Raw genomic sequence first — 13,441 nt, forward strand, 5'->3', positions numbered from 1 at the left:
CCCCTCCGCCGAGGTCGCTGGTTCCAGCGGTCCGGACCAGCGACCTCGGCGGGGCGGTCAGAGGTCGGTCGGCATGCCGACGACGGCGACCTCGCGCTGGTCGTCGGCCCACAGGCGCACGATGGTCAGCGACGCCGGCCCCACGCGGACCGAGGACCACACCGACGACGGCGCGCCGAGCGTCACGCCGATCGCCGCCCGGATCGCGACGGAGTGCGACACGACGACGACGGTGCGGTCCACGCCCTCGTCGCGCAGCCGCTCCAGCGCGCCGGACACGCGCACGCCGACGTCCTCGATCGACTCGCCGCCCGGTGCGGGGAACTCCGCGTCGACGTGCCAGCGGCGCAGGTCGCCCGGCCACCGCTCCTCGATCTCGGCGGCCGTGAGGCCCTCCCAGGCGCCGAAGTCGCACTCGGCCCAGGCGGCGTCGACCTCGACCTCGAGCCCGAGCCGGCGGCTCACGGCGCCCGCGGTCTCCTGCGTGCGCACCATGGGCGACGCGTGCAGCGCGGAGGGGTGGGGCAGGTCCGGCCACAGCGTCCGGCCGGTGCGGAAGATCGTGTCGGCCGCCTTGGCCGCCTGGATGCGGCCCGTCGACGTGAGCGACGGGCCCGGCACCGCTCCTCCGGAGTACGCCTTGGAGGCGGTCATGGGCGTCTCGCCGTGCCGCACGAGGACCACCGTGAGCGGCTCGGCGCCGTCGAACCGCATCGCGGCACCGGACGGCCGCGGTGCGCGCGCCCGCGACGACGGCTCCGGGCCGGGCGGGGCCTCGTCGGGCGCGACGACGTCGTCCTCGCCCCCGGGGTGGTCGCGCCGGACCCCCTCGCGCGCGTCCATCGCCTCGTTGGCGAGCGCGTCCGCGGCTGCGTTCTGCGCGCGCGGCACCCAGGTGTAGGTCACCCGTTCGGCGGGGAGCACGGCGTGCGCCTGCTCCGCGAGCCGCTTCATGTCCGCGTGCTTGACCTGCCAGCGACCCGACATCTGCTCGACGACGAGGCGCGAGTCCAGCCGCGCCTCGACGAGCGCGTCGGGGTCGATCTCGCGCGCCGCCTCGAGGCCGGCCACGAGCCCCGAGTACTCGGCGACGTTGTTCGACGCGAAGCCCAGGTAGCCGGCGCGCTCCGCGAGCAGCGCACCCGTCGCCGCGTCGCGCACGACGGCGCCCCACCCGGCCGGTCCGGGGTTGCCGCGCGAGCCGCCGTCGGCCTCGACGACGAGCCGGCGCGTCACGACGCGCGGGCCTCGGCCCCGCGCACGAGGATCCGCCCGCACTCCTCGCACCGCACGACCTGCTCCGGCGCGGAGGCCTGGATCTTCGCGACGTCGCTCGGGTTGAGGTCGAGGCGGCAGCCCTCGCACCGGCGGCCGCGCAGCGGCGCCGCGCCCAGCCCGCCGAGCTGACCGCGCAGCCGGTCGTAGAGCGCCACGAGGCCGGCGTCGAGGCCGTCGGCGCGCTGCTCGCGCTCGGCCGTCACCTGCGCGACCTCGGCGTCGATCTCGGCGAGCGCGCGCTCGAGGACCCCGGCGGACTCCTGCTGCTGCGCGAGCACCTCGTCCCGGGCCGCGGTGACGTCGGCCAGCGCCGACTCGTGCGCCTCGAGCCGCTCCATGGCCTCGAGCTCGACCTCCTCGAGGTCCGCCTGGCGGCGCGCGAGCGCCTCCACCTCGTGGCTCAGCGCCTGCGCGTCCTTGGCGCTGACGGCCGCGGACGCGAGGCGCGCCTGGTCGCGCGCGGCACGGCTGCGCACCTGCTCGACGTCGGCCTCGGCCTTGGCGACCTCGCGGCGCAGGTCGCTCACCGCCGTGCGCGAGGTCACGAGCGCGGCCTCGAGGTCGGCGAGGCGCGCCGCGAGCTCGGTCGCGCGCTCGTGGGCCGGGTGGGTGCGCCGCGCGTGCGCGAGCTGGGCGAGCCGCGTGTCCAGCGCCTGGACGTCGAGGAGCCTGAGCTGGTCGGCCACGGGTGCTGTCGTCACGGGTCCTCCGGGAGGTGTCAGGGCAGGGGGGCCGAGGCGATCCGGGCCGTCCAGGGGTCGGTGCGCCGGGTGCTGACCTGGGTCTCCACCGTAGCGCCCCGCTCCTGCGCGTCCTGCCGCAGCACGCGCGCCGCGGACTCGAGCCACGGCCACTCGCTCGCCCAGTGCGCGACGTCGACGAGGAACGGGCGCCCGTCGTCCGCGGGCCGTCCGGCGCGCACGGCCTCGAAGGCCGCACGCTCGCGCGCCTCCGACGCGGGGTGGTGGCGCAGGTCGGCCGTGACGTACGCGTCGGCCCCGCTGCGGCGCACCGCGTCGAACAGCGAGTCGCCCGACCCCCCGACGACGGCGACCCGCGCGACCAGGCCGCCGAGGTCCCCCGCGACGCGGACGCCCTGCTCGGTCGGCGGCAGGCGCCGCGCGGCCCGCTCGGCGAACGCCCGCAGCGTGAGGGGCTCGGCGAGCCGGCCCACGCGCCCGGTGCCGGCCTCGGCCGGCAGCGACGCGAGCTCGAGCACGTCGGACGCGGGCTCCTCGTAGGGGTGCGCACGGCGCATCGCCGCGACGACGGCGGCACGGCGCCCGCGCGGGGCGACCATCTCGAGGCGGTCCTCCTCGACGCGCTCGACCCTGCCCCGCTCCCCGACCGCCGGCGACGCGGCGTCGCCCGGCAGGAAGGTGCCGGTGCCCGTGCTCGTCCAGGCGCAGCGGCTGTAGTCGCCGAGCGCGCCCGCCCCGGCGTCGCTCATCGCGTCCAGCACGCGCTCGGTCGCGTCGACCGGGACGAAGACGACGTGCTTGTCGAGCGCGTCGGACTCCCCCGCGCCCAGCGGGACGAGCGGCTCGAGGTCCACGAGGCCGAGCGCCGTCGCGAGCGCCTCGGCGACGCCGTCGGCCGCGGCGTCCGCGTTGGTGTGCGCGACGTGCAGCGCGCAGCCCGCGCGCACCAGGCGGTGGACGAGCGCGCCCTTGAAGGTCGTCGCCGCCACCGAGTGCACGGGCCGCAGCAGGAGCGGGTGGTGCGTGAGGAGCAGGTCGGCCCCGGTCTCGACCGCCTCCTCGACGACCTCGGCGGTGGGGTCGACGGCGAGCAGCACGCGCCGGACCGGCTGGTCGGGGTCGCCGCACACCGTGCCGACGGCGTCCCAGCCCTCGGCCGTGCCGGGCGGGTACCGCCGCTCGAGCAGGCCGACGACGTCGGCGAGGGTGAGGACCACGGGATCGGGGTCGTGACCGGTGCGGGACGTGACGGCGCTGCTCACCCCGCGCACGCTACCGGGACCGCAGCACCTCGACGGGGTCGCCGACGCGCACCGTGCCGCCCGACACCGGGACGAGGCGCACGCCGAACCAGACCTTGCCGTCCCGGCGGCGGTGCGCCGCGAGCGTCCGCATCGGCTCGTGCCCGCGTGCCCCGGTCACCGGGTCGAGCCCGACGACGGCGCACCGGTCGCAGTGCTCGGCGAACCGCATCTCGACGTCGCCGACGCGCACCCGGAGCCAGCCGTCCTCGGCGAACGGCTCGACGTCCCCGCTGACGACGACGTTCGGACGGAACCGGGCCATCGCGAGCGGCTCCGGCCGCGAGCCGGCGGCCGAGCCGCACTGCGCGTACCGCTCGGCCCACGTCTGGGCGACCCACCGGTCGAGGCGCTCGAGGGACGCGGTGCTCGTGAGGAGGACCGGCCCGGCGTCGGCCAGCGTCAGCACGTCGCCCTCACGCCCGCCGTGCTCCGCCGTGACGGGACGGCGCCGAGGGTCGTCGAGCCAGACGAGGCGCGCGGGCCGGCCCAGCGCCTCGCTCAGCCACGCGTGCGCGGCGTCGTCGGCCGCCACCGCCCAGCCCACGCGCGAGAGCGTGACGTCGGTGCGCGGGCCCTCGGTCGGCGGCGCGACCACGAGCGGCTCCGCGCCCGCGCGCGACAGCTCGAGGCCGCCGTCGGGCCGCGGCGTCGCCGTGAGCGTGAGCAACGACGGCGTCGCGACGGCCGTGAGGCGCGCGCCGGTGGGGTCGACGACCATCCAGCGACGGTCGTGCGCCAGGCCCCACGGCTCGACCGCGGACCGCTCGAGCGGCGCGCCGCCGAGCGACTTCACCGGGTACACCGCGAGGTGGTCGACGCGCACCGGGCGACGCTAGCAGCGCGCCGTGCGCCGCCGGCAGTGGCCTGCGCGTGGGCCCGGCCGGTCTCGAACCGACGACCTCCGCGGTGTAAGCGCGGCGCTCTGACCAACTGAGCTACAGGCCCCAGGCGCCGTGCGACGGCGCCGGCACAGCCTAGCGGCGCGCCGCGGGCGGGCCCACGGTCCGCCGCCCCCTCAGAGGGCGGCGATCGCGGCGCGGTAGGCGCCGAGGTCGCGCGCCTGCCCGCGCGGGTTCACGACCGACCAGCGCACGACGCCGTCGGCGTCCACGAGGAAGCTGCCCCGGCCCGCGATGCCCTGGCGGTCGTCGAACACGCCGTAGGCGCGCGACGCCTCGCCGTGCGGCCAGAAGTCCGACAGGAGGTCGAAGCCGAAGCCCTCCTGCTCGCCCCAGGCGCGCAGGGTGTACGTCGGGTCGCACGAGACGCCGAGCAGTCGCACGCCCGCGGACTCGAAGTCCTCGAGGTTGTCCCGCAGCTCGCACAGCTCGCCCCGGCACAGGCCCGAGAAGGCGAACGGGAAGAACACCAGGGCGACGGGCATGCCGCGCATCCCGGCGAGCGACACGGGCGTGCCGTGCGCGTCGGGCAGCTCCAGGTCCGGCGCGCGGTCGCCCGGACGCGGCGCCGCGCCGTCCGGTGCGGCACCGGTGGGGGCGGTCACCTGCCGCGGCTCCGCGTCCCGAGACGCGTCGCCGACCAGTCGGGCGCGATCGCGAGCGTGCTGGTGGCGTGCAGGCCGGCGGTGGTCGCGGCCTCCTCGATCTCGCCGTGGTCGACGTGACCGCTGCGGCCGGGCTTGCGCGTGAGCACCCAGATGAGCCCGCCCTCGTCGAGCGCGGCGCGCACGTCGACCAGCGCGTCCGTGAGGTCGCCGTCCTCCTCGCGCCACCACAGCACGACGCCGTCCGTGACGTCGTCGTAGTCCTCGTCCACCAGCTCGCTGCCGATGACGGCCTCGATCCCGGACCGGAGGTCGTCGTCGACGTCGTCGCCGTAGCCGAACTCCTGGATCACCTGCCCGGAGGAGAAGCCGAGCCTGTCGGCCCCCGCGCCCCCTCGGCTGCCCACGGGTTCCGCGGTCGCTCCCACTGGTGTGCCGTTCCCTTCGTCCGTCCTGACCTGCTCGCGCCGCGCAGGCCGCGGCTTGTGCGGTAGCCCACAGCATCCACCCCAGCCGTGGCAAGCGCCACACGCGCGCCGGCGCCCCGCAGCAGGTGACGGGGCGTGCGGCCGCGCCGTGCCTCCGACGCGCTGTCACCGACGTCACGTCCCGACCGCCGGTCCCGGTGTGACTTTCGTGCCCCGGAGGTCCGAGAATGGTCGGACGACCGGGTGCGTCGCCGACCAGGCGCCCTCCCCGGGCCGACCCGAGCACCGAGTCACAGCCGCCCGACCGGGCCCTGCGACGGTGCAGACGAGAGGTGAGGTTGCAGGTGGCTGCACGCGACACGACGGGCCCGCTCATCAACGGGCTCCTCAGCCAGGTCCCGGACATCGACCCGGACGAGACCGGCGAGTGGGTCGAGTCCTTCGACGGGCTCGTCGACGAGCGAGGTGGGCCGCGCGCCCGGTACGTGCTCCTCAACCTGCTCAAGCGGGCGCGGGAGCGCAACGTCGCCGTCCCGACGACGATCACGACGCCGTACGTCAACACCATCGGCGTGCACGAGGAGCCCTACTTCCCGGGCGACGAGGTCGTCGAGCGCCGCTACCGCTCCTACCTGCGCTGGAACGCGGCCGTCATGGTGACGCGCGCGCAGCGGCCCGAGATCAGCGTCGGCGGGCACATCTCGTCCTACGCGTCCGTCGCGACGCTCTACGAGGTCGGCCTCAACCACTTCTTCCGCGGCAAGGACCACCCGGGCGGCGGCGACCAGGTCTACTTCCAGGGCCACGCCGCGCCCGGCGTCTACGCCCGCGCGTTCCTCGAGGGCCGGCTCTCGGCCGAGCAGCTCGACGGCTTCCGCCAGGAGGTCTCGGCGCCCCAGGGTGGGCTGTCGTCCTACCCGCACCCGCGCCTCATGCCCGACATGTGGGAGTTCCCGACGGTCTCGATGGGCCTCGGCCCGGCGTCGGCCATCTACCAGGCGTGGGTCAACAAGTACACGCACAACCGCGGCATCAAGGACACGAGCCAGCAGAACGTCTGGGCGTTCCTCGGCGACGGCGAGATGGACGAGCCGGAGAGCCGCGGCATGCTGCAGCTCGCGGCGCAGCAGAACCTCGACAACCTCACGTTCGTCGTCAACTGCAACCTCCAGCGCCTCGACGGCCCGGTCCGCGGCAACGGCAAGATCATCCAGGAGCTCGAGGCGTTCTTCCGCGGCGCCGGCTGGAACGTCATCAAGGTGATCTGGGGCCGCGAGTGGGACGCCCTGCTCAACGCGGACAAGGACCGCGCGCTGGTCAACCTCATGAACACCACGCCCGACGGCGACTTCCAGACGTACCGCGCCGAGAACGGCGCCTTCATCCGCGAGCACTTCTTCGGGCGCGACCCGCGCACCAAGCAGCTCGTCGAGAAGATGACGGACGACGAGATCTGGGCCCTCAAGCGCGGCGGTCACGACTACCGCAAGATCTACGCCGCGTACGCGGCCGCGACGGCGCACACGGGCCAGCCGACGGTCGTCCTCGCGCACACGATCAAGGGCTACGGCCTGGGCACCAACTTCGCGGGGCGCAACTCGACGCACCAGATGAAGAAGCTCAAGATCGACGACCTCAAGACGCTGCGCGACTCGCTGCGCATCCCCATCACGGACGCGCAGATCGACGAGAACCCGTACGCGCCGCCGTACTACCACCCGGGTGCGGACTCCCCGGAGATCCAGTACCTCCAGGAGCGCCGTCGCGCGCTCGGCGGCTACGTGCCCGAGCGGCGCTCGCGCCACACGCCCGTGACGCTCCCGCCGGCGACGACGTACGACGTGCTCGCCAAGGGCTCGGGTCACCAGCAGGTGGCCACGACCATGGCGTTCGTCCGGCTCCTCAAGGACCTCATCAAGGACAAGGAGTTCGGCCACCGCATCGTGCCGATCATCCCGGACGAGGCCCGCACGTTCGGCCTGGACTCGATCTTCCCGAGCGCGAAGATCTTCAACACGCTCGGGCAGAACTACCTCGCCGTCGACCGCGAGCTGATGCTCTCGTACAAGGAGTCCGAGAGCGGGCAGATCCTGCACACGGGCATCAACGAGGCGGGCTCGGCCGCGGCGTTCCAGTCGGTCGGCACGTCCTACGCCACGCAGGGCGAGGTGCTGGTCCCGTTCTACATCTTCTACTCGATGTTCGGGTTCCAGCGGACGGGCGACCAGTTCTGGGCCGCGGGCGACCAGATGACCCGCGGGTTCATCATCGGCGCCACGGCCGGGCGGACCACGCTCACGGGCGAGGGCCTCCAGCACGCGGACGGGCACTCGCCGATCCTCGCGGCCACCAACCCCGCCGTCGTGCACTACGACCCGGCGTACGGGTACGAGATCCGGCACATCGTGCGGGACGGCCTGCAGCGGATGTACGGCGACGACGGCCGCGACCCGAACGTCATGTACTACCTCACCGTGTACAACGAGCCGATGCTCCAGCCGGCGGAGCCCGAGGGCGTCGACGTCGAGGGCATCCTGCGAGGCATCCACCGCGTGTCGGTCGCCGAGGGCGAGGGCCCGCGGGCCCAGATCCTCGCGTCGGGCGTGGGCGTGCCGTGGGCGCTCGAGGCGCAGGAGATCCTCGCGAACGACTGGGGCGTGCGGGCTGACGTGTGGTCCGTGACGAGCTGGAACGAGCTGCGCCGCGACGGCCTCGCCGCGGAGCAGCACAACTTCCTGCACCCGACCGAGGAGCCCCGCACGCCGTACCTGACGCAGAAGCTGCAGGGCGCGCAGGGTCCGTTCGTCGCGACGAGCGACTACGACCACCTCGTGCCGGACCAGATCCGCCAGTTCGTCCCCGGCGAGTACGCGACGCTCGGCGCCGACGGGTTCGGCTTCTCCGACACGCGCCAGGCCGCGCGTCGCCACTTCAAGATCGACGGTCCGTCGACGGCGCTCAAGGTGCTCCAGCTCCTGGCCCGCCGTGGCGAGGTCCCGGCCGACGCGCCCGCGCAGGCGGTCGAGCGCTACCAGATCCACGACGTCCGGGCGGGCACGTCCGGCGTCGCCGGCGGCGACTCGTAAGGCCTGCCCGCCGACCGTGGAGGGTCCGTACCGCCTGGCGGTGCGGACCTTCCGCGTTCCCGGCCCGTCGCACCGCCGTCCCGCCGCACCACCGTCCCGCCGCGCCACCGGAGGTCCCGTGCACCGCAGCCGCGTCTCGACCCTGCTGATCGACGTCCCGCACGCCGAGCGCGCCGCGGCCGACGCCTTCTGGGGCGCGGCCCTGGGCGTCGAGCCCGCGGCCGTCCCCGGCGAGGAGCAGTTCACCTCGCTCCCCCACGCGGTCCCGGGCCTCGTCACCGCGGTGCAGGGCGTCGACGACGCACCCCGCTACCACCTCGACATCGAGACGGACGACGTCGCCGCCGAGACCGCGCGCCTCCTCGCGCTCGGCGCGGTGGAGGTGCAGGAGTGGCAGGGGTGCCGCACGCTCCGCGTCCCGGGCGGCCAGCTCGTCTGCGTCATCCCCGTCCACAGCGACCCGTCGGAGTTCGCGGCCGCCGCCCACCCCTGGCCCTGACCTCGGCCAACCCCCGACCCCCAAGCCGCAGAGGGTGGGGTGCGTGGCCGTGCCGGTGGGTGCCGGTGCGGTAGCCGTCAGGTGCCGGGGGTGGCCTGGTTCGCCTGGGCGATGATCCGGTCGAGGTCCGGGCGCAGGCGCGCGACGGCGCCCTTGTCGGGGTGCAGCTCGAGCGCGGCGAGGTGCTGGTTCGCGTCGAGCGGACGGTCGGCCTCGATCGCGGCGAGCACCAGGTGCCGCGCCACCTCGGGCGTGTGCTCCTTGACCCGCCAGTGCCCCACCCCGAGGTTGAGCGCCTCGACGGGCTGGCCCGCCTCGCGCAGGACCGCGAGCGACTCCACGAGCGCCACGCCGGACGGGTCGCGCTCGGCGGCCGTGCTGAGGCGTCGGATCGCGCCCTCGTGGTCCTCGTGCAGCGAGAGCCGGGCGAGCTCGACGAGGGGGTACCAGGCCCGCGGGTGGCCGGCCAGCTCCTCGGCGAGCGCCCACACCGCGAGGTCGGCCGCCTTCTGGCGCTCGACGTCGTCCTGCGGCGCGGTGAGCGGGTCGCCGTCGGCGCCCACCTCGGCGGCACGACGGCGGACGATCTCGGCGAGCGCCTGGAACGCGCGGGAGTCGTTGGGGTCCTCGGCGAGCATCGCCCGCACGGCGTCCTCGTGGATCGTGTCCCGGCGCGTGGTCGTCGTCGACGCGGTCGGACGTCGGACGCCGACCCGCGATGCCGACACCTGTCGACCCATGAGGCGGCGGAGTCGTGGGAGGAAGGCCATGAAAAGACCATAGCCGCACCGGCCCGCCACGGCCCGGGAGACGCCGTCACCGTGCGCGACGACGGCTCGCCCCGCCCGGCGGCGGCCGCCGCGGTGGACGACCGGCTTGTCGCCTCCCTACAACGGGGCCGGCAGACGCCGGCGCCGCCGCGGTGCGGTCCGCCGTACCCGCCGGCGGCCCGGCGAGCCCTATGCTCGGCGCCATGGTCCCCCCGGTGCAGCGCGACCAGGCGCACACCCTGCGCCGTCTGCACGACGGCACGGGCCTGCTCACCGCGGCCGCGATGCGCAAGCTCGACGAGAACCTCGCCTGGTACCGCGCGCTGCCCGCGGAGGACCGCTCCTGGGTCGGGCTGGTCGCGCAGGCCGGCATCTCGAGCTTCATCACGTGGTTCTCGGACCCGAGCACGCCGCCCCACGGCGCGAGCGAGATCTTCGCGGCGGCGCCGCCCGAGCTCACGCGCTCCATCTCGCTGCAGCACACGCTCCAGCTCGTGCGCCTCGTGGTCGAGGTCGTCGAGGAGCACAGCGACCGGCTCGCCGCCCCCGGCGCCGAACGGGACCTGCGCGAGGCGGTGCTGCGCTACTCGCGGGAGGTCGCGTTCTCGGCGGCCGAGGTCTACGCGCGCGCCGCCGAGGTCCGCGGCGCGTGGGACGCGCGCCTCGAGGCCCTGGTCGTCGACGCGATCGTGCGCGGCGACGCCGACGACGCGCTGCGGTCGCGCGTCGCCGCCCTCGGCTGGTCGGGGCACGGCAGCACCCTGGTCCTCGTGGGCACCACGGTCGACCCGCTGGACGACGTGCGGGCCGCCGAGCTCCGTCGCGCGACCCGCCGCTCGGCCGACGACGCGCTGGTGGGCATCCAGGGCGACCGGCTCGTCGTCGTGCTGGGCGGGGAGGGCGACCTGCGGGCCGCGGCCACCTCGCTCCTGCCGCGCTTCGGCCCCGGCCCCGTCGTCATCGGCCCCGCCGTGCCCAGCCTCGACGAGGCGGGCCGGTCCGCCTCGGCCGCGCTCGCGGGACTCGCGGCCGCGGCGGCGTGGCCGACGGCGCCCCGCCCCGTGCTCGCCGACGACCTGCTGCCCGAGCGCGTCCTCGTGGGCGACGTCGTCGCCCGGCGCACGCTCGTCGAGCAGGCGTACCGGCCCCTCGTGGCGGCCGGCGGCTCCCTCCTGGAGACCCTCGCGGCCCACGTCGAGAACGGCCGTTCGCTCGAGGCGGCGGCCCGCGTGCTCTACGTCCACCCCAACACCGTGCGGTACCGCCTGCGCAAGGTCGCGGAGGTCACCGGCTGGGACCCGCTCGACGCGCGGGAGGCGTACGTGCTGCAGACGGCGCTCGCCCTCGGCCGGCTCGCGCCGCCGCCGGGCGCGACGGAGCTGGCCGCCCGCACTTTGTAGGGTCCGCACAAGAGCCCGTCCCGAGGTTGGTGGGCGTCGTGCCCAGGACGGGCCCGCGGTGACCGGCACAGTGGTCGGGTGCTAGCCATCGTGTGCCCCGGGCAGGGCTCCCAGACCCCGGGCTTCCTCAGCCCCTGGCTCGAGCTCCCCGGGACGGCGGAGCGGCTCGACGCCCTCGCCGACGCGGCGGGCACCGACCTCCGCACCCACGGCACGACGTCGGACGCCGAGACCATCCGGGACACGTCCGTCGCGCAGCCGCTCATCGTGGCCGCCTCCCTGCTCGCGTACCGCGCGCTCGAGGACGCGCTCCCCGCGCTCCGTCCCGACGTCACGGCGGGGCACTCCGTGGGCGAGCTCGCCGCCGCCGCGGTCGCGGGCGTGCTGGACGACGCCGGCGCCGCGGGCCTCGTCGCCGTCCGGGCCCGCGCCATGGCCGACGCGGCCGCGCTCGAGCCCACGGGGATGAGCGCGGTGGTCGGCGGCGACGCCGACGAGGTGCTCGCCGCGATCGAGCGTGCGGGCCTGCACCCGGCGAACGTCAACGGCGGCGGGCAGGTCGTCGCCGCGGGCTCGCTCGAGGGCCTCGCGCGCCTCGCGGCGGAGCCGCCCGCCCGGGCGCGCGTCATCCCGCTCCAGGTCGCCGGGGCCTTCCACACGCCCTACATGCAGCCTGCGGTCGACGTCTTCGGCCCGGTCGCGGCCGGCTGGTCCGCCCAGGACCCGACCCTCCCGTTCCTGTCCGACGCGGACGGCGCGCCCTACGCCGGCGGGGCGCACGGGCACGGCTCCGCCGCGGACGTCCTCGCGCGCCTCGCGCAGCAGGTGGTCGCCCCCGTGCGCTGGGACCTGTGCCAGCAGACCCTCCTGGCCCTGGGCGTCACGGGCCTCGTCGAGCTGGCGCCGGCCGGTGTCCTCACCGGGCTCGCGCGGCGTAGCCTGCCGGGGGTGGAGACGGTCGCCGTGAAGACGCCGGCCGACCTCGAGGCCGCGCGCGACCTCGTCCTCCGCCACGCCGCGGCATCGTCCGGCGCAGCACCGACCACCGAGGAGACCGAGGCGTGAGCCGACCCACCCTGACCCAGGCCGTCGGGCCCGCGCACTCCCGGATCCTCGGCCTCGGCGCGGTCCGCGGCGAGAACGTCGTCACCAACGACGACGTCGCCGGCCCCATCGACTCCTCGGACGAGTGGATCCGCCAGCGCACGGGCATCGTGACCCGCCGTCGTGCGCGGCAGGACCAGGACGTCCTCGACCTGGCCGAGGGCGCGGCCCGGGCGGCCGTCGAGGACGCGGGGCTCACCGGCTCGGACATCGACGCCGTCCTGCTGTCGACCGTGACCTACTTCCACCAGACCCCCGCGGGCGCGGCGATCGTCGCCGACCGCATCGGCGCGACCCCCGCCGCCGCGTACGACATCTCCGCGGCGTGCGCCGGCTACTGCTACGGCATCGCGCAGGCCGACGCGCTCGTCCGGTCGGGCAACGCACGCCACGTGCTCGTCATCGGCGCCGAGAAGATGAGCGACTTCATCGACCCGGCCGACCGGTCCATCTCCTTCCTCCTGGGTGACGGCGCGGGCGCCGTCGTCGTCGGGCCGTCGGACACCCCGGGCATCGGCCCGACCGTGTGGGGCTCCGACGGCGGCCAGGCGCAGCTCATCCGCCAGACGCAGTCCTGGAAGGACGCGCACGAGCAGCAGGGCCCGTGGCCGACGCTGCGCCAGGAGGGTGCGAGCGTCTTCAAGTGGGCCGTGTGGCAGATGGCGCCGGTCGCCGAGAAGGCCATGGCCGCCGCAGGCGTGGGCCCGCAGGACATCGAGGCGTTCGTCCCGCACCAGGCGAACATGCGGATCATCGACCAGATGATCAAGCAGCTCAAGCTGCCCGAGCACGTGGTCGTCGGCCGCGACATCGCGGACACCGGCAACACGTCGGCCGCCTCGATCCCGCTCGCGACCGAGCGCCTCCTGCGCGAGGGTCAGGTGGGCAGCGGCGCGCTCGCGCTGCAGATCGGCTTCGGCGCGGGCCTCGTCTACGCCGCCCAGGTGGTCGTGCTCCCCTGAGCGCCCGCCCGCACGACCGGAGCGCCGTCGGCGTCCCGGACCACAGTCGTCAGGCGCCCGACCGGGAGCCGACCGCCACCACACAAGGAGACACACGATGGCGTACAGCGAGCAGGAGATCCTCACCGGCCTGGCCGAGATCGTCAGCGAGGAGACCGGCCTGCCGACCGACTCCGTCTCGTCCGAGAAGTCCTTCACCGACGACCTGGACATCGACTCGCTGTCCATGATGACGATCGTGACCCTCGCGGAGGAGCGCTTCTCCGTGCGCATCCCCGACGACGAGGTCAAGAACCTCACCACGGTCGGCGACGCGGTCGCCTACATCAACGGCGCGCAGGGCTGACGCCCGCCCCACCCCGCACGCACCGACCGCCCGGCGCGGCCGGGCCGCTCCCCCGTGAG

Annotated in this window: 13 protein-coding genes and 1 tRNA gene; 6 read left to right on the plus strand and 8 right to left on the minus strand. The window is 75.4% G+C overall.

Features of this window, described 5'->3' with window-relative positions:
* Window positions 1-57: 57 nt before the first annotated feature.
* From JIG38_RS02530 to JIG38_RS02560, 7 genes are all read right to left on the minus strand, one after another.
* On the minus strand, window positions 58-1,236 hold the full coding sequence (locus tag JIG38_RS02530; protein ID WP_199421951.1) for a bifunctional RNase H/acid phosphatase: 1,179 nt from the start codon (window positions 1,234-1,236) through the stop codon (window positions 58-60).
* A complete protein-coding gene (locus JIG38_RS02535) occupies window positions 1,233-1,979 on the minus strand; it encodes a zinc ribbon domain-containing protein (RefSeq protein ID WP_199421952.1) in 747 nt (248 codons plus the stop codon). The genes JIG38_RS02530 and JIG38_RS02535 overlap by 4 nt, the downstream gene beginning before the upstream one ends.
* A gap of 17 nt (window positions 1,980-1,996) precedes the next feature.
* Window positions 1,997-3,241 carry a Nif3-like dinuclear metal center hexameric protein gene (locus tag JIG38_RS02540; protein WP_307844492.1) on the minus strand — a complete coding sequence of 415 codons (1,245 nt, stop codon included), beginning with the start codon at window positions 3,239-3,241 and terminating at the stop codon, window positions 1,997-1,999.
* Window positions 3,242-3,251: 10 nt separating this feature from the next.
* Window positions 3,252-4,106 (minus strand): MOSC domain-containing protein, encoded by an 855-nt coding sequence (locus JIG38_RS20870; RefSeq protein WP_307844495.1) that lies wholly within the window; start codon window positions 4,104-4,106, stop codon window positions 3,252-3,254.
* Between the two features lie 48 nt (window positions 4,107-4,154).
* Window positions 4,155-4,228 (minus strand) — tRNA-Val (locus tag JIG38_RS02550).
* 70 nt (window positions 4,229-4,298) lie between these two features.
* Complete coding sequence (locus JIG38_RS02555; protein ID WP_199421953.1) at window positions 4,299-4,787, minus strand: peroxiredoxin; 489 nt, start codon at window positions 4,785-4,787, stop codon at window positions 4,299-4,301.
* The gene (locus tag JIG38_RS02560) at window positions 4,784-5,215 is read right to left on the minus strand and encodes a DUF3052 domain-containing protein (RefSeq protein ID WP_372419707.1); all 432 of its coding nucleotides are present in this window, start codon (window positions 5,213-5,215) and stop codon (window positions 4,784-4,786) included. The genes JIG38_RS02555 and JIG38_RS02560 overlap by 4 nt, the downstream gene beginning before the upstream one ends.
* Window positions 5,216-5,559: 344 nt before the next feature.
* Between JIG38_RS02560 and aceE the strand changes: the two genes are divergently transcribed.
* Window positions 5,560-8,301: a pyruvate dehydrogenase (acetyl-transferring), homodimeric type gene (gene aceE, locus JIG38_RS02565; protein ID WP_199421955.1), complete on the plus strand. Its 2,742-nt coding sequence runs from the start codon at window positions 5,560-5,562 to the stop codon at window positions 8,299-8,301.
* Between the two features lie 118 nt (window positions 8,302-8,419).
* The gene (locus JIG38_RS02570) at window positions 8,420-8,800 is read left to right on the plus strand and encodes a VOC family protein (protein WP_199421956.1); all 381 of its coding nucleotides are present in this window, start codon (window positions 8,420-8,422) and stop codon (window positions 8,798-8,800) included.
* Window positions 8,801-8,877: 77 nt separating this feature from the next.
* Here JIG38_RS02570 and JIG38_RS02575 read toward each other — a convergent pair whose 3' ends face one another.
* On the minus strand, window positions 8,878-9,570 hold the full coding sequence (locus JIG38_RS02575; RefSeq protein WP_199421957.1) for a tetratricopeptide repeat protein: 693 nt from the start codon (window positions 9,568-9,570) through the stop codon (window positions 8,878-8,880).
* A 203-nt stretch (window positions 9,571-9,773) separates the two neighbouring features.
* On the opposite strand from JIG38_RS02575, the gene JIG38_RS02580 reads away from it, so the two are divergent.
* The 4 genes from JIG38_RS02580 (at window position 9,774) to JIG38_RS02595 (ending at window position 13,382) form a co-directional block, all read left to right on the plus strand.
* The gene (locus JIG38_RS02580; RefSeq protein WP_233404341.1) at window positions 9,774-10,970 is read left to right on the plus strand and encodes a PucR family transcriptional regulator; all 1,197 of its coding nucleotides are present in this window, start codon (window positions 9,774-9,776) and stop codon (window positions 10,968-10,970) included.
* A gap of 78 nt (window positions 10,971-11,048) precedes the next feature.
* Entirely contained in the window at window positions 11,049-12,035 is a 987-nt protein-coding gene (locus JIG38_RS02585) for an ACP S-malonyltransferase (RefSeq protein ID WP_199421959.1), read from the plus strand.
* Window positions 12,032-13,036, plus strand: a complete 1,005-nt coding sequence (locus JIG38_RS02590) for a beta-ketoacyl-ACP synthase III (RefSeq protein WP_199421960.1) — start codon at window positions 12,032-12,034, stop codon at window positions 13,034-13,036. The genes JIG38_RS02585 and JIG38_RS02590 overlap by 4 nt, the downstream gene beginning before the upstream one ends.
* Window positions 13,037-13,133: 97 nt before the next feature.
* On the plus strand, window positions 13,134-13,382 hold the full coding sequence (locus JIG38_RS02595) for an acyl carrier protein (protein ID WP_182111431.1): 249 nt from the start codon (window positions 13,134-13,136) through the stop codon (window positions 13,380-13,382).
* The last annotated feature ends 59 nt before the right edge of the window (window positions 13,383-13,441 follow it).

This window comes from Actinotalea solisilvae, from assembly GCF_016464425.1.
Taxonomy (GTDB): domain Bacteria; phylum Actinomycetota; class Actinomycetes; order Actinomycetales; family Cellulomonadaceae; genus Actinotalea; species Actinotalea solisilvae.

Bases quoted from the DNA above. Each gene is read 5' to 3' on its own strand.
- JIG38_RS02575 (WP_199421957.1), bottom strand. From the start codon at position 9,570: ATGGCCTTCCTCCCACGACTCCGCCGCCTCATGGGTCGACAGGTGTCG.
- JIG38_RS02595 (WP_182111431.1), top strand. From the start codon at position 13,134: ATGGCGTACAGCGAGCAGGAGATCCTCACCGGCCTGGCCGAGATCGTC.
- JIG38_RS02580 (WP_233404341.1), top strand. From the start codon at position 9,774: ATGGTCCCCCCGGTGCAGCGCGACCAGGCGCACACCCTGCGCCGTCTG.